Origin of the sequence: Nocardioides acrostichi, assembly GCF_015319165.1 — a bacterium.
GTDB classification, from domain to species: domain Bacteria; phylum Actinomycetota; class Actinomycetes; order Propionibacteriales; family Nocardioidaceae; genus Nocardioides; species Nocardioides acrostichi.
Genome location: NZ_JADIVZ010000012.1, coordinates 1 through 15,390, shown reverse-complemented (window position 1 = coordinate 15,390; position 15,390 = coordinate 1). Strand labels below are relative to the sequence as shown.

General features: G+C 70.9%; 11 protein-coding genes and 3 pseudogenes. 8 read left to right on the top strand and 6 right to left on the bottom strand.

Translation table 11 applies throughout. The features are described 5' to 3' along the window. Positions 1-46 precede the first annotated feature (46 nt). Positions 47-1,909: a CocE/NonD family hydrolase gene (locus ISG29_RS17310; protein WP_194504716.1), complete on the top strand. Its 1,863-nt coding sequence runs from the start codon at positions 47-49 to the stop codon at positions 1,907-1,909. On the opposite strand, the gene ISG29_RS21075 is transcribed toward ISG29_RS17310, so the two are convergent. From ISG29_RS21075 to ISG29_RS17290, 4 genes are all read right to left on the bottom strand, one after another. Next, positions 1,899-2,981 carry an ArsR/SmtB family transcription factor gene (locus ISG29_RS21075; RefSeq protein ID WP_194504715.1) on the bottom strand — a complete coding sequence of 361 codons (1,083 nt, stop codon included), beginning with the start codon at positions 2,979-2,981 and terminating at the stop codon, positions 1,899-1,901. The genes ISG29_RS17310 and ISG29_RS21075 overlap by 11 nt on opposite strands. 102 nt (positions 2,982-3,083) lie before the next feature. Next, positions 3,084-3,653: a PadR family transcriptional regulator gene (locus ISG29_RS17300; protein ID WP_194504714.1), complete on the bottom strand. Its 570-nt coding sequence runs from the start codon at positions 3,651-3,653 to the stop codon at positions 3,084-3,086. A gap of 113 nt (positions 3,654-3,766) precedes the next feature. Then, entirely contained in the window at positions 3,767-4,678 is a 912-nt protein-coding gene (locus tag ISG29_RS17295) for a hypothetical protein (protein WP_194504713.1), read from the bottom strand. Between the two features lie 25 nt (positions 4,679-4,703). Further along, on the bottom strand, positions 4,704-4,916 hold the full coding sequence (locus tag ISG29_RS17290; protein ID WP_194504712.1) for a hypothetical protein: 213 nt from the start codon (positions 4,914-4,916) through the stop codon (positions 4,704-4,706). 167 nt (positions 4,917-5,083) lie between these two features. On the opposite strand from ISG29_RS17290, the gene ISG29_RS17285 reads away from it, so the two are divergent. Then, positions 5,084-6,238 carry a S1C family serine protease gene (locus tag ISG29_RS17285; RefSeq protein ID WP_194504711.1) on the top strand — a complete coding sequence of 385 codons (1,155 nt, stop codon included), beginning with the start codon at positions 5,084-5,086 and terminating at the stop codon, positions 6,236-6,238. A 123-nt stretch (positions 6,239-6,361) separates the two neighbouring features. Continuing rightward, a complete protein-coding gene (locus ISG29_RS17280) occupies positions 6,362-8,620 on the top strand; it encodes a beta-glucosidase family protein (RefSeq protein WP_194504710.1) in 2,259 nt (752 codons plus the stop codon). Between the two features lie 103 nt (positions 8,621-8,723). Here the strand turns inward: ISG29_RS17280 and ISG29_RS17275 are convergent, their stop codons facing one another. Continuing rightward, the gene (locus tag ISG29_RS17275; RefSeq protein ID WP_194504709.1) at positions 8,724-9,113 is read right to left on the bottom strand and encodes a hypothetical protein; all 390 of its coding nucleotides are present in this window, start codon (positions 9,111-9,113) and stop codon (positions 8,724-8,726) included. Between the two features lie 275 nt (positions 9,114-9,388). On the opposite strand from ISG29_RS17275, the gene ISG29_RS17270 reads away from it, so the two are divergent. The 5 genes and pseudogenes from ISG29_RS17270 to ISG29_RS17250 form a co-directional block, all read left to right on the top strand. Further along, on the top strand, positions 9,389-10,669 hold the full coding sequence (locus ISG29_RS17270; RefSeq protein ID WP_194504708.1) for an HNH endonuclease signature motif containing protein: 1,281 nt from the start codon (positions 9,389-9,391) through the stop codon (positions 10,667-10,669). Between the two features lie 222 nt (positions 10,670-10,891). Beyond that, positions 10,892-12,148: pseudogene (gene istA, locus ISG29_RS17265) on the top strand (IS21 family transposase); the annotation flags it as partial. 125 nt (positions 12,149-12,273) lie between these two features. After that, positions 12,274-13,071, top strand: a complete 798-nt coding sequence (istB, locus tag ISG29_RS17260; protein WP_194504707.1) for an IS21-like element helper ATPase IstB — start codon at positions 12,274-12,276, stop codon at positions 13,069-13,071. A 62-nt stretch (positions 13,072-13,133) separates the two neighbouring features. Further along, on the top strand, positions 13,134-13,721 hold the full coding sequence (locus ISG29_RS17255) for a group II intron maturase-specific domain-containing protein (RefSeq protein ID WP_194504706.1): 588 nt from the start codon (positions 13,134-13,136) through the stop codon (positions 13,719-13,721). Positions 13,722-13,839: 118 nt separating this feature from the next. Next, positions 13,840-14,383: pseudogene (locus ISG29_RS17250) on the top strand (transposase); the annotation flags it as partial. A gap of 184 nt (positions 14,384-14,567) precedes the next feature. On the opposite strand, the pseudogene ISG29_RS17245 reads toward ISG29_RS17250, so the two are convergent. Continuing rightward, positions 14,568-15,390 (bottom strand): annotated as a pseudogene (locus tag ISG29_RS17245) (IS3 family transposase); the annotation flags it as partial.

Here is a 15,390-nt window from a genome sequence, read left to right as displayed (position 1 = left end):
CACGACCGGTCGTCAGCCCCGCTCCGCGCCACGCCTCGATGCATCCATGGAGCCGCAGGTGCACGGGGTGGCGATGCGAGACGGCGTCCTGCTGGCCACCGACGTCTACGGCGCGGTGGACACCCCGCGGCCCGTGGTGCTCGAGCGCACCCCCTACGGGCGCCGCCGCGCCCGGGTCTCCGACCAGGACCGCGCCGGGGAACCCGTGCCCGACCCCGACGAGAACGCGGCGCGACTGGTGGCCGCCGGCTACGTCGTGGTCCGGCAGGACTGCCGCGGACGCTTCGACTCCGAGGGCGTCTTCGTCAAGTACTTCAACGAGGGCGAGGACGGCGCCGACACCGTCGCCTGGCTCGTGGAGCAGCCGTGGTGCGACGGGCGGGTGCTGATGACCGGGGTCTCCTACTCGGCTCACGCTCAGACCGCCGCAGCACCCCTGACACCGCGTGGCCTGGCTGGCCTGTTCATGGACTCCGGCGGCCTGGCGTGCGCTTATGACGCCGGCATGCGCATGGGCGGAGCCTTCGAGCTCAAGCAGGTCACCTGGGCGTTGCGACACGCCCGCACCCGGCGTGCCGGGCGCCCGGACGACGAGCCCGTGGTCGAGCCGGACCGGGTGCGCGACTGGTTCCGGATCTTCCCCTGGGCGCGGGGTGAGTCTCCCCTGCGGTGGTCGCCGGAGTACGAGGACTACCTCTACGACCAGTGGGCCCACGATCGCTTCGGCCCCTTCTGGGAGCATCCGGCGATCCATGCGCGAGGCTCCTACGAGCGCTTCCCGGACGTGCCGACCTTCCACGTCGGCAGCTGGTACGACCCGTACGTGCGCTCGACGATCGAGAACTTCACGGCCCTGACGGCCGCGCACCGCTCCGTCTCCCACCTGCTGATGGGCCCCTGGACGCACGGGGCCCGGACGGCCACGCACGCCGGCGACGTCGACTTCGGGCCCGACGCCGCCTTCGACACCGGCCTGGGCTGCGGCTACCTGGAGTTTCGACGTCGCTGGTTCGACGCCGTGACCGCGCAACCCGAGCAGCCGTCGGGTGGCGACGAGACGAGCACACTGCCGCCACCGGTGACCTACTTCGTGATGGGGGGCGGTACGGGCCGCCGCACTGCCGAGGGACGGTTGGACCACGGCGGCCGCTGGCACACCGCCACGCAGTGGCCACCCGCGGGATGCACGCCCACCACCCTCGACCTCACGGCCGACAACGCGCTCGCCTGGCCGGGCAGCAGCACGGCGATGGGCCGGATCACCTTCGACTTCGACCCCCGCGACCCCGTGCCCACGATCGGCGGGCAGGTCACCTCGGGCGAGCCGGTCATGTCCGGTGGGGCCTTCGACCAGCGCACCGACGAGCGGAGCCTCACCACGAGCGGAGCCTCGCTGCCGCTGAGCGCGCGACACGACGTCGTGTCGTTTCGCACCCCCGTGCTCGAGCACGACGTCGACGTCGTGGGGCCGGTGAGCGCCGAGGTGACCGTCTCGACCTCCGCTCCCGACACCGACCTGACGATCAAGCTCGTCGACGAGTACCCGCCCAGCGCGGACTACCCCGAGGGCTTCGCCATGAACATCACCGACGGCATCTTGCGACTGCGCTTCCACGAGGGCTTCGACCGACCCCGGCTGCTGGAGCCCGGACGGCGCTACACCGTGCGGGTGATCGCCCCCGACACCGCGAACCGGTTCGCCGCGGGTCACCGGATCCGGCTCGACGTCTCCTCGAGCAACTTCCCGCGGTTCGACGTCAACCCCAACACCGGCGCCCCTGCGGGGCCTACCCGCACCTCGCAGGTCGCCCGCACCACCCTGCATCTCGGAGACGGCGCCTCGCGCCTGATGATCTCGCTGCTCGACGCAGGATCGGTGACCGGCGCGGACGGCGGGGTCACCGGGTGACGGTGGCGACGATGTCGGGTCCGAGGGCCTGGAGCCGCTCGACCACGACACGGTGTCGCAGCGTCTTCTCGTGTCGCCAGGACTCCACCAGACCGCAGTCGCGCAGCTGACGCAGGGCCCGCGAGACCTGGGACTCCGAGATGTCGAGGCGTGCCGCGAGCTCGGAGGTGGTGATGGGCTCGCCGAGCAGGTGCCGGCACAGCTCCAGACGGCTCGCCGAGCTGAGCGCACCGAGGCGGTCCAGCAGCAGCCGTTGGGAGATGCCGTGCGTGAGGCCGCGCACGGGGTAGACGATCACGATCGGGAGCTCGCTTCGTTCCGCGGAGTCCTTGACCGTCACGTGGGGCCAGGCAGCGAGAGACGGTACGACGTGCAGCCGCCTGGGGAAGACCTCGATGCGCTGCGTGGCGAGCTTGTCGAAGCTGACGACACCCGGGCTGACCGTGCGTGAGGCGTTGTCGGTCAGCCCCGCCAGTGCCTCCGGCAAGCCGCGCGAGAGCAGCAGGCGCACCCGTTGCACCTCGTCGTCGAGCCGCCGCCGACCCTCGTGCCAGCGCTCGGCCATGAAGCGGTCCCAGCACAGCTGGAGGAACTCTGCGAGGTCGGCCCGGAACCGGGCGGGATCGCTCAGCAACCGCTGGGCCAGCTCGGCTCGCAGGGTGGAGCGCCGGGCGCAGGCGGTGACCAGCTCACCGCGCGCCACCAGGTCGCGGACCGGGGCCTCGCTGGCCCGGCCCAGCCCGAGGATGCCCTCGGCGGCCAGCACCACGAAGACCTCGTCGTCGACGTCGGCGAGCGCCTGCAGGGTCGCCTCCCAGTCGACCGTGGCTCCGGCCAGCAGCGGGAAGAACAGCCGGCAGCGGAACCGCGACCACAGCGGCGAGAACGAGAACAAGGCGTCGAGTTCCTCGGCGTCGAGGCGCTCGGTGGTCTGCTGGATCAGGCGGACCGCCTCGGGGTGGTGGTCGGCGGCGGAGAGAACGTGCAGCGTCGCCATCGTCTCGGTCAGGCTGCAGGGGCCTACGACCACCTGATCGGCGGTCGTCCTCGAGACGTCGAGGGAGATGCTCACCCCGAGGATCCTAGTCGCGGACCGCGCGCGGGGAGGCTCGCTGCTCCGGTCGCTTCCTGCCCCGGCGTCGCTGCGGTGTCGGCCGAGCCGCGGGGGCGAGAGTCAGGTCTCGTCGCGATCAGCGGCGACGAGGTCGACGCCCTCGACCGGCTCGTCGGCGAGCACCAGGTAGATCGAGCGGCGGGCCGTGCTCAGGATCTCCACAGCGGCCTGCCGCTGGGCGTCGGTGCCGTTGCGGCCGACCTCGCGCACGGCCGAGTGCACCTGCTCCAGCTGGCTGCGCAGACTGCCGAGGGACTCGTCTCGCTCGTGCCGCACGAACGGATCTTGGCCGGTCTCCCGCAGCACGCCGACGGCGTCGACGCCTTCTGGGGTGAGCGTGGCGACGCGGCGCCCGGAGGTGTCGCTCATGGTCACCAGCCCCTCGCGCTCGAGGTCGCCCAGAGTCGGGTAGATGGTGCCGGGGCTCGGAGTCCAGGCACCGCGCGTGCGATCGGCGACGAGGTGCATCAACTCGTAGCCGTGCATCGGCTCCTCGGCGAGCAGGAGCAGCAGGGCGCTGCGGACGTCGCCGCGTGGGGCGCGCCCGCGGCGTCCGCCGTGGCGGCCTCGGCCGCGCTTGTCACCGCGCGGTTCGCGGTGCTCTCGATGGTCGTCTCGTTCGGGTCTCATCAGATCTTCTCCTATGGGTGGTATTCCGATACCGATAACGATATATCGGTAGTGCGGTCGCGACAAGCGGCCGAGGTTCGACACAGCCCTGGGCCGGCTCGCTGACTCCACGGTCAGGAGTAGCCGCAGGCCGCCCTCGCGTACTCGATCGCGTGGGTGGTGCCCGCCGGAGACATGCGCAGCAGCACCTGCCCCGGCTCGCCGTCGACGGTGAAGTTCACCCGGAACGCCGTGGCGTTGCCGCCCTCCATGAAGGCATGGTCGTCGCACCGCGCCGGGAGCATCGACAGCGACACCGTCGACCGGGCGTCGGTGCCGTGCACCACGACGCGAGGGCTCCACGTCTGACCGTCGTCGGCGCCGAGCAGGTGGGAGCCACCCACCGTCTCGATCACCGCGCGGCCCGGGCCGCCGGTGGGTCGCAACCGCAGCGTGAGCGTGCCGATCTCACCCTTCACCACACCCCCGTCGTCGACCCGCGGCGCCCACGAGATGCGGACGACGCGCTCCAGCGCCAGCTCGGAGCAGCGGCTCGTGACCCAGCGCTGCACCACACCCGCCTCGTCGAGGACCGGCAGCCGGAACGTGCGGCCCGCGGTGGTCTGCACGACGAGGCGCCCGCTGCCGTCGGGCGCATCGACGTCGCACCGTGGGTCGGCGGGCAGGGCGAGCGGGAAGCCGCGGCGCGCCTGGGCGGGCTCGTCACGCAGCCGGGTGGCCACGACGGGCGCCCGGAAGCGCGGGTCGGAGTAGACGATGCGCGTGGGGGTGTAGTCGCGGCGGGTGTCGTTGTCGACCCACACCTGCATCTGCCCGGCCGCCGCGTCGAGCGACGACTGCTCCATGTCGCCGACGAACCTGCCCGTGGGCGGCTCGGGCGATGCGGGCGGCAGGGGCGGCAGGGTCGAGACGCTCGGGCTGGGCACGGCGGACGACACGGCGTCGGTCGGCGCGTCGTGCGAGCCACACGCCGCAGCGAGGAGCAGCGCCCAGACGGCGATCGCTGACCCGACGCGACGGTTCACATCGCCAGCGTGCCAGAGGGAGGGGCTACCTGGTGCGGCTCTCCCGCCACCGGCGCATCCATCCGAACACGCCGGCCGAGGCCACGGCGTCGGTGAGCTTCGCGCCCATCCCACCGCCGGTCATCATGCCGAGGGCCGCGCCGTTGTAGATGTCGCCACACGAACCGCACAGGGTGGAGCCGGACCACGTGGTGGTCTCGTCGCCTCGGATCTTGGTACCGCACTGAGTGCATCGCATAGCTGGACTTTACGTTCGCGGACGCCGCCAGGACATGCCTCCAGCGGAGCGCCCACGACCCTCGCGCGAGGGTCGTGGCCCACAGCGGGCGCGAGGAGCACGCACAGCCACGGCACACCTGGGCGGCGCAGGGTCGGTGGTACCCGCTCGCAGATCCGAGGAGTGCCATGACCCGCACCGCCCGCCGCCGTTCCGCCGTCCTCGCCGCCGGGGTGCTCGCCCTGCCGATCGCCCTGCCTGCCGCCCGCGCGGGAGCGGCGCCGGCGCACCCACCCCGGGCGCACTCGCGAGTCGTGCAGGTCGACGACCGGTGGTCACCCCCCACCGACGGGGGGTCCGGTGGGTTCGAGGGCTACGGCGCCTACGGCGGGTACCGGTTCGGGCCGAGCACCACGGCGACCACCGACACCAGCGAGGCGACCACGGCAGAGTCGACGGGGCTGGTCACGATCACCTCGGACGTCGACTTCGGCGAGGCGACGGCGGCCGGCACCGGGATGGTGGTGGGCGCCGACGGCCTCGTGGTGACCAACCACCACGTCGTCGAGGGCGCCACCTCGATCACGGTCACCGTGGTCAACACCGGCGCCAGCTACACCGCAGAGGTGCTCGGCTACGACACCCGGCGCGACATCGCGGTGCTGCGCCTCTCCGACGCCTCCGGCCTCACCGTCGCTCCCCTCGCCGACACCACCGACACCACGACGGCCCTCGCCCGCGGAGCCGTCGTCACCGCAGTGGGTGACGCGGGCGGGGACGGCGGCACGCTCACCGCGTCGTCCGGCACGCTCACCGCACTGCGCCGCTCCATCACCGTGAGCGACGAGGAGACCGGCGACGCGGTACGGCTACGACGACTGCTCGAGGCCGAGGCCGACATCATCTCCGGCGACTCCGGCGGAGCCCTGTTGGACGCCGCAGGCGACGTCGTCGGCATGAACGTCGCCGCCTCCAGCGGGTCGGTGGACGTCACGGGCTACGCGATCCCGATCGCTCGGGTCGAGCGTGTGCTCGCCCAGGTACTGGCCGGCGACGACTCCGGCTCGGTGACACTGGGCTACACACCCTTCCTCGGGGTCGCACTCACCGGCGACGGCCTGGAGATCGCGGGGGTCGTGGCCGACTCAGGCGCCGCCGACGCCGGACTGGCGCGCGGTGACGCCATCACGACGGTCGACGGCACGCAGGTGGGCACCGGCACCCAGCTCAGTCGGCTGCTCGACCAGCACGCGGTCGGGGACTCGGTCGTCGTCGGCTGGCGCGACGCCTCCGGCGCGACCCACTCCGCCGCCGTCACGCTGGGCCGCGCACCGGTGGCGTGAACCGGGCTGTCGGCCTATTCTTCGCAGCCACCGGGGCCTGATCCCCGGACCGGTACGGAGGCTCCGATGGCTCATGACGCCCGGGCGGCGGCACCGTCTGCGCATCGTTGCGCGGCGCGGCGGATGGCCGGCGTGCTCATCGGCTTCGGGATGTTGTCGGTGGTGTTGCCGGCGCAGGTCTCGCCGTCCGTGGCCGCGGACCCATCGTGCCCCTGGATGGACGCCGGCCTCGCCCCCGGACGCCGCGCATCGATGCTCGTCGACGCGATGATGCTGGAGCAGAAGGTGGCGCTCGTGACCGGCCAGCACGGTCCGCTCGGTGGCGGCGACGTGAACCCGCCCGCGGCCGGGGCGACCGACCCCGACGCCGGACTGTGCCTGCCGCCGCTCGTGATGGCCGACAACGGCGCGGGCATCGGCGACTTCTTCACCGCCACCACCGCCTACCCGCAGGCACAGAGCCAGGCGGCCTCGTTCGACCGGCGCGGGGCACGCGCGTTCGGCCGTGCGCTCGGTGAGGAGGCGACGGCCAAGGGGGTCAACGTCGTGCTCGCCCCGGGGGTCAACGTCGCGCGCAACCCGCTGGCCGGTCGCACCTTCGAGTACCTCGGCGAGGATCCCTACCTGACCGCCCAGATCGCGGCGCGCACCATCGAGGGCATCCAGGAGAACCCGGTCGCCGCCACGATCAAGCACTTCGTGCTCAACAGCCAGGAGACCGACCGCAACACCGTCTCCGAGGACGCCGACTCCCGCACGCTGCACGAGGTCTACCTGCCGCCGTTCGAGACGGCCGTGAAGCGCGCGAGGGTCGCGTCGGTCATGTGCTCCTACAACCTCGTACACGGCCGGCACGCCTGCGAGAACAAGGCCTTGCTCACCGACCTCCTGCGCCGCGAGCTGGGGTTCCGCGGCTGGGTGATGTCGGACTGGTTCGCCACGCACTCGACCGTGCCGTCGGTGCGCGCGGGGCTCGACCAGGAGATGCCCGGCACCACCCCCTACCAGCCGGCGTACTTCGGGGCGGCGCTCGCGGACGCCGTCCGGGCGGGGCAGGTGCCCGAGCGCGACGTCGATGCGATGGTGCGCCACATCTCCCGCGAGATGTTCCGGCTCGGGCTCTTCGAGCACCCCCCGATCAGCGCGGGCGCCGCGGCCGCGAACGACAGCCGCACCCCCGCCCACCTCGCGCTCGCCCAGAGCATGGCCGAGGACGGCGCGGTGCTGCTGAAGAACCGCGGCCGGGTGCTGCCGCTCACGGGCGGTGGCCAGCGGATCGCCGTCATCGGGCCCGACGCCGGACCCATCGGCGCGGCGACCACCTACCACGGGTACGGGAGCGGCCGGGTGCCGATCGTCGGCAGCGCTGCCGACGTGGTCGACCCGCTCCAGGCGATCACGGCGCGGGCGGCCCGCGCCGGCGACGTCGTCACCTACGACGACGGGTCGAATGCCACGACCGCAGCCGCCACCGCGGCCGCCGCCGACGTGGCCCTCGTGTTCGTCGGGCAGGTCAGTGCCGAGCAGGCCGATCTCAACGACCTCGGCCTCAACGTGGGCACCTGCGACACCATCACGGCCGGCGCCACCGGCGGCCCACCCTGCACCTACCAGCCCTTCGACAGCGACGGCCTCGTCGCGGCGGTGGCGGCGGCCAATCCGCACACGGTCGTGGTGCTCCAGACGACGGGCCCGGTCGTCATGCCGTGGCTCTCCGATGTCTCCGGCGTGCTGGAGATGTGGCACGCCGGCCGCCAGGTGGGGGGCGCGACCGCGGCGCTCCTCTACGGCGACGTCAACCCGTCCGGGCGCCTGCCGATCACCTTCCCGCGCCGTCTCGCCGACGGCCCGCTGCGCACGCGCGCCCAGTTCCCCGGCACGGTCGTCGACGGCCAGCTCACGGCCCGGTACTGCGAGGGCACGCGCATCGGCTACCGCTGGTACGACGCCACGGGCATCGCCCCGCTCTTCGCCTTCGGCTACGGCCGCTCGTACACACGCTTCGGCTACCGCGACTTCCGGGTGCGCCGCGACGGTCAGGGGGCCATCGCCACCGTCACCCTCACGAACACGGGGCGGGTCGCGGGCTCCGAGGTCACCCAGCTCTACGTGCGCCAGCCACGCAGTTCCGGCGAACCCCCGCAGGCCCTCGCGCAGTTCCGACGCACCCGACTCGCCCCCGGCGAGTCCCGCACCCTGCGCCTGCACCTGGGCCCGCGCTCGTTCCGCTACTACAGCGAGCAGCGCGGTCGGTGGGTCCGGGCGGGCGGGCGTTACCGCGTCGTCCTCGCCCGCTCGGCCGATCAACCGATCCGCTCACGCTCGCTGCAGTTCTCCGGCGTCGGCGGCGAGCCCGACTCCTGGTGCGGCCCTCGGGGGTGAGGGAGTAGGGCCACCCGACGCCGATCGCGGGGGCTGGTCGAACCGGCGACGTATCCACCGTCTCGGCCGACGGATCGGCGGCAGACCTCGCCCACATCGGCGGTCACCTTGCTCGCTTGATCGGTACCGACTCCACCAATCCCGAAGCGGGGATGTCGAGACCCGCACCCGAGACGAGCGCCACGTCCAGGTCCACACCCCTGCAGAAGTCGAAGACGTGCTGGGATTCGAGCCGGCCCAGGAGGCTGTGCACCTGGGCATTCGCCTCACCGAGATACGGATGGTCGAACCTGGTCACCGTCTCGCCGGTGTCGCGCCTGACGATGAACACCTCGCAGTGGCGACGCGGTTCGACGTCGAGAGACACGACCGGCAGGGCGAAGAAGACCACGGCTGCGGACACGAGGCCGCGGATCTTGCGCAGCGAGGACCATTCCTCCCATTCCACCCGCAAGCAGAACCAACGCCCCGCAACGTCCGCGGGCGGTGTCACTCCGGGTTCCACCACTCCCACCACTACGCCTTTCCGTGCAACCCGGTCGTGCCCAGCAAGATCGCGGCTGCGGCGGCCGGTGAGGCAGCGGCAAGTATCCCGCGCTGACCTGCCACGAGTTTCCGGATGACCCGTCACCAGTTTTCACCTGACCTGCCACGAGTTTCGGCGCCGGCGTGGAGCGAGGTCACGGTTGGGTCACGGTCTTCGGCGAGGCCGCCGGATGGGCGGTTTTCGAGGGCTGATTGTCGGTGGTCGCGGCTTGACTAGACCACATGAGTTCACTGGTGGCCGAGCCCCTAATCGCGGGCATGTGGCACCCGCTGGGGCGGGTCGTCGAGCAACTCGACGCTGCCCTGGACGACGCCGAGGGCTTGTCGCTGCTCGGGCTGGACCAGGCCGCCACGGCGGGGGCGTTGAGTGTGTTGACGGCGTTGGAGTCACGCCTGGTCGAGCTCGAGCACCGGGTGCTGGCGCACGCGGGCGAGGTCGTCGTGGCGGACACCACCGGCGCCGTTCAGACCTCGGCCTGGCTCGCCGGCACCGCCCGGTTGACCCGTGCCGAGGCGCGGCGACGGGTGTGGCTGGCCCACGCCCTCGAACGCTACGAGGTACTCCGGGCCGCGTTCGCCGACGGGTCTGTGAACCGGGAGCAGGCACCCGTGATCGCGGGCGCCCTCGACGACTTGCCCGACGACCTCGATGCCGATGTGGTGGAGAAGGCCGAACGGTTCCTGGTCGAGCAGGCAGCGCTGCACGATGCCAGGGATCTGCGGGTGATGGGTCGGCACCTGTTGGAGGTCGTCGACCCCGAACGCGGCGAACTCGAGGCCGCGAAGAGGCTCGAGGCCGAGGAAGAACAAGCTGCCCAACGGGCTCGGTTGACGATGAGCGACGACGGCCACGGGACCGTGTTCGGACGCTTCCAGCTACCCGCCCTGCACGGTGCGATGCTGCGCAAGGCGTTGGATGCGATCCTCGCACCCGGCCACTGGAACAGCGAGGGCCATGAACCGAAGAAGGATCTGACCACGCCGCAGCAGAACGGTGAAGCGTTCTGCGAGCTCCTCGAAACGCTCACCGAGCGGGATCTGCCCACCACCGGCGGCCTCGGTGCCACGGTCGTGGTGACGATGACCCTCGATGCGTTGCTGGGTGGGCTGGGTGAGGCGGTCCTCGACACCGGCGACCGACTCTCCGCGGCCACCGCGCGCAGGTTGGCGTGTGGAGCGAATCTGGTCCCGGTGGTCCTGGATGGTGACGGGGTGCCGCTGGACCTGGGTCGTGGGCAGCGGCTGTACTCCAAGGGCCAACGCCTCGTCCTCGCGGTGAGGGACCGGCACTGCACCGCCGAGGGGTGCGAGACGCCTGCGCACCGGTGTCAGGCGCACCACGACCATCCTTGGTCACAAGGAGGGCCCACCGACCTCGCCGAGGGCCGGTTGTTGTGCTGGCGGCACCACCGGATGGTCCACGACCCCCGATGGGCCTACGAGATCCACCGCACCGGACCACCCGGCACCCGATCCACCCTCAGATTCAGACTCCGCAACTGAGCCGTGAGTCGGGGTTGCCTGTCATCTCACCGGGCCTCGCGGACGCTCACTGCGCTCGACGTGCAGTCGCTGTCGCCGGTCATGACGACGTAGGGGTCGTTGCCTATGGGCCCTGGCGAGCGCTCGGGCCTGCGAAAACGACAGAACTCCTGTCGCCGACACGTGAATACTGACCCCCATGCGTCACCTGAAATCTGACCCCCTTCCTCGACCCTGAGGAGGGTGATCAAGATGGAAGACTGGGCAGAGATTCGTCGGCTGCATCGGGCTGAGCAGGTGCCGATCAAGGAGATCGCGCGGCGGCTTGGTGTCGCGCGGAACACGGTTCGTGCGGCGCTGGCCTCGGACGATCCGCCGCGGTATCGGCGGCCGGCAGCTGGGTCGATTGTGGACGCGGTCGAGCCGCAGATCCGGGTGCTGCTGGCCGAGTATCCGACGATGCCGGCCACGGTGATCGCTGAGCGGATCGGGTGGACTCGCTCGATCACGGTCCTCAAGGACCGGGTTCGCCTGATCCGTCCGGAGTACCGCGGGATCGACCCGGTCGACCGGATCGTCCACAAGCCGGGCGATACGACGCAGTGCGACCTGTGGTTCCCCGAGCCACGAATCCCGGTCGGCGGCGGGCAGATGGCGATGCTGCCGGTGCTGGTGATGACGCTCGCGTACTCCCGGCACATCAGCGCTCGAATGATCCCGACCCGTACCGCCGGCGACCTGCTGGCGGGGATGTGGGCGCTGATCACCGAGCTGGGCGCGGTCACGAAGCGACTGTGGTGGGACCGGGAGTCCGCGATCGGCGGGGGCGGCATTGTGACCGGGTCGGCGGGGGCGTTCGCGGGCACCCTGGCCACCCGGATCATCCTTGCCCCACCGCGTGACCCGGAGTTCAAGGGCATGGTCGAGCGCCACAACGGCTACCTCGAGTCCTCATTCCTGCCGGGCCGGTCGTTCACCAGCCCCGAGGACTTCAACACCCAGCTCGCCGAGTGGCTCCCGCGCGCGAACCAGCGCAAGGTCCGTTCGCTGGCGCCGGCGACGGGCTCCGGTGCGGGTGGTCGGCCGGTCGACCACCTGGACATCGACCTGGCAGCGATGACTGTGCTCCCGCCGGTCGCGCCACGGGTCGGCTGGCACCACCGGGTTCGGCTCGGCCGGGAGTACTACGTGCGGCTGGATGCGGTCGACTACTCCGTCGATCCCGCCGTGATCGGGCGACTCGTCGACGTGGTCGCTGACCTCGACCACGTCACCGTCCGCTGCGAAGGACGGGTCGTGGCCCATCATCGGCGCTGCTGGGCACGCCGGCAGACCGTCACCGACCCGGCCCACGTGGCGACCGCTGCACGACTGCGGACCGCCTACAAGCACGACCAGGCCGCACGCGCCGCCGCGACACGCGGGGCTCGTCGCCACGACGACGGGCATCCCGTCCAGCTGCGTGCGCTGCCCGACTACGACGCCCTGTTCGGTATCAACGCCACCGACTTCCAGCTGGGCGACGGGCTGGGCGACGGGCTGGGCGACGGGCTGGGCGACGGGCTGGGCGACGGGCTGGGCGACGGGCTGGGCGACGGGCTGGGCGACGGGCTGGAGGTCGTGCGATGACCGCCACCGGTAGCCCGACAAGCGGTGATGTCGGTTCGCAGATCGCCTACCTGACGCGGGTGCTGAAGACCCCGACGATCGGGCGGGTCTTCGACGACCTCGCCACCACGGCCCGTGAGAGCAACTGGTCCCATGAGGAGTACCTCGCCGCTGTGCTGGCTCGCCAGGTCGCCGACCGGGAAGCCTCCGGCGCTGCGATCCGGATGGGTGCCGCGCACTTCCCCGCTGTGAAGACTCTGGAGGACTTCAACCTCGACCACCAGCCCGCACTGCGTCGTGACGTGCTCGCGCACCTGGCCACCACCACCTTCGTCGCCAAGGCCGAGAACGTCGTGCTCCTCGGACCGCCCGGTGTCGGCAAGACCCACCTCGCGGTCGCGCTCGGCGTCAAGGCCGCCCACGCCGGCCACCCCGTGCTGTTCGACACCGCGGTGGGCTGGCTGACCCGGCTCCAGGCAGCCCACGACCAGGGACGCCTCGAGCACGAGTTGAAACGGCTGCGCCGCTACAAGCTGCTCATCATCGACGAGGTCGGCTACATCCCCTTCGACGCCACCGCTGCGAACCTGTTCTTCCAGCTCATCGCCGGCCGCTACGAGCAAGGCTCCGTGCTGGTCACCTCGAACATGCCCTTCGGCAGGTGGGGAGAGATCTTCTCCGACGACATCGTCGCCGCGGCCATGATCGACCGCCTCGTCCACCACGCCGAGGTCCTCACGCTGACCGGCGAGTCCTACCGCACCCGGACCCACCGCGACCTACTCGCCAACACACCTCCGGCCAGCAACCGCTGACCGGACCAACCGAAGAGGGGTCAAAATTCAGACGACGCCAGGGGGTCAGTTTTCGCGCGGCGTTGACAAACGACTTCGTCGTCGTGGTGTCGGGCAAGCGTGAGCACGCAGAGGCGTTGCGCCAGGAGACGACAGACGTACTCGCCCCGCTGGGGCTGCGTCTGTCGCAGGAGAAGACCTCCGTTGTCCACATCGATGAAGGCTTCGACTTCCTCGGGTTCCGCATCCAGCGGCACCGCAAGCCGGGCACGTCGAAGTCGTTCGTCTACACCTTCCCGGCCCGCAAGTCGCTGGCTGCCGTCCGTCGAAAGGTCAAGGCAATTGCCCAGCAAGGAACGAACCAGCCCCTCAGCGATCTGCTGCGGCAGTTGAACATCCTGCTGCGGGGCTGGACCCGGTACTTCCAGCACGGGGTGTCCAAACGGGCCTTCGGCTACCTGCGCCACTACACGTGGACACGGGTGGTCGGCTGGCTCAGCGACAAGCACCGCAAGACCGGCTGGAGGGCCCTGCGTCGCCGCTACTCCGTCCAGGGGTGGTGGCCCCAACATGCAGGGGTCGTCCTGTTCGACCCCGCCGGCGTGGCGGTCACCCGCTACCGCTACCGGGGCAACATCGCGACACCGTGGGCCGAGCCTGCACCCGCATGACCATCGGCACGACCTCGTAGAGAGCCGGATGCGGTGAAAGTCGCACGTCCGGTTCGGGAGGCGGCCCGGGGAAACGGACCAGCCGAAACGCTGGCACCGCGCCCCGGGTCGACCTCACCTGGCCGCCCAAGCGCTCGAGGAGTGCCGCCGCCGGATCCAGCTCATCACCCACGGCCACCGCGGCCACGCCGGTGACCCGCTCTACACAGCCCGCCGCACCCTGCTGACCGGGACCGATCTGCTCACCGACTCCCAAGCCGACCGGCTGGCCCGACTCTTCGCCGAAGACGCTCCCGACCAGCACACACAGGTCTACGCGACCTGGGCGATCTACCAGAAGATGATCGCCGCCTACCGCGACCCACACCGGGCCCACGGACGCCAACTCATGGTCGAGGTCATCGACTCCCTCACCAGCAGCGTCCCCGCACCGCTGCTGGAGCTGACCAAGCTCGGCCGGACCCTGCGCAAACGAGCCCGGCGACGTACTGGCCTACTTCGACCGACCCGGCACCTCCAACGGGCCCACCGAGGCCATCAACGGCCGCCTCGAACACCTCCGCGGCTCCGCCCTCGGATTCCGCAACCTCACCAACTACATCGCCCGTTGCCTCCTCGAAGCAGGAGGCTTCAGACCCGCACTACACCCTCAATCGAGATGAGCCCTCAATCGTGTCGACGGACATGCCATGCATGAGCGCGACATTTCGCCGACCGACTGGCCGAGACGCCAGGGAACAGAGCCGGAGGCTCTTGCTCGTTCACCATCGAGCGGAAACGTAATCATTGCGCAAGGGTATTTCTCGTTGAAGGGCCCTACCCCCGGATCTTGGACACGGGGTGTGATTACGCGGCGGTCGGCAGAGTAGCGGCGCGGCGGGCCTCGTAGGTGGACGGGGACAGGTAGCCGCACCAGGTGTGGCGGCGGCGGGTGTTGTAGCGGACGAGCCACCTGAAGACCTGCCGGCGGCAGGCCAGCTCGTCGGCCCAGCAGGCGGCGTCTTGGAGGATCTCGCGCTTCATGGTGGCGTTGAACGACTCGGCCAGGGCGTTGTCTGCCGAGGAGCCGATGGCGCCCATGGATTGGGTGACGCCGAGCTTGATGCAGAGCTTGGCGTAGGCCTTCGAGCAGTAGACCGACCCGTGGTCGCTGTGGAAGATCGCGCCCTTGAGGCTGCCCCGGGTTGCGGCGGCAGCCTTCAGCGCGTCCTCGACGAGCTCGGTGCGCATGTGGTCCGCGACAGCCCACCCGGCAAGCCGCCGGGAGTAGCAGTCGATGACGGTGGCCAGGTAGACGGTGGCCAGATAGAGGTTCGTGCCGTCGGTCAACGGCAGGTAGGTGATGTCTCCGACGTAGCGTCGGTTCGGGGCATCGGCGGTGAAGTTCCGCTTGAGCAGGTCGGGGTACTTCTGCCCCGAGGGTTCAGGGATGGTGGTCCGCACCCGGCGCTTCTTCGCGTAGCCGCGGATGCCTTCGACGCGCATCACCCTGGCGACGCGCTTGTGGTTGACCCGATCGTTGGGGCTGGGTGCCGTCGTTGAGCTCGGCGGTGATCCGTGGCGCACCCTGGGTGTTGTCCTCGCCGTGGACGGCCCTGATCCGCCCAGCGAGTTCGGCATCAGCCCGGGCACGTTCCTCGCGTGCGGGAGCTGACTTGAGCCAGGCGTA

Excerpts from the sequence above, each read along its gene's own strand:
- ISG29_RS17310 (WP_194504716.1), top strand. The coding sequence starts at position 47 with ATGGAGCCGCAGGTGCACGGGGTGGCGATGCGAGACGGCGTCCTGCTG.
- ISG29_RS17300 (WP_194504714.1), bottom strand. The coding sequence starts at position 3,653 with ATGAGACCCGAACGAGACGACCATCGAGAGCACCGCGAACCGCGCGGT.
- ISG29_RS17280 (WP_194504710.1), top strand. The coding sequence starts at position 6,362 with ATGGCCGGCGTGCTCATCGGCTTCGGGATGTTGTCGGTGGTGTTGCCG.
- istB (WP_194504707.1), top strand. The coding sequence starts at position 12,274 with ATGACCGCCACCGGTAGCCCGACAAGCGGTGATGTCGGTTCGCAGATC.
- ISG29_RS17285 (WP_194504711.1), top strand. The coding sequence starts at position 5,084 with ATGACCCGCACCGCCCGCCGCCGTTCCGCCGTCCTCGCCGCCGGGGTG.
- ISG29_RS17270 (WP_194504708.1), top strand. The coding sequence starts at position 9,389 with ATGAGTTCACTGGTGGCCGAGCCCCTAATCGCGGGCATGTGGCACCCG.
- ISG29_RS17290 (WP_194504712.1), bottom strand. The coding sequence starts at position 4,916 with ATGCGATGCACTCAGTGCGGTACCAAGATCCGAGGCGACGAGACCACC.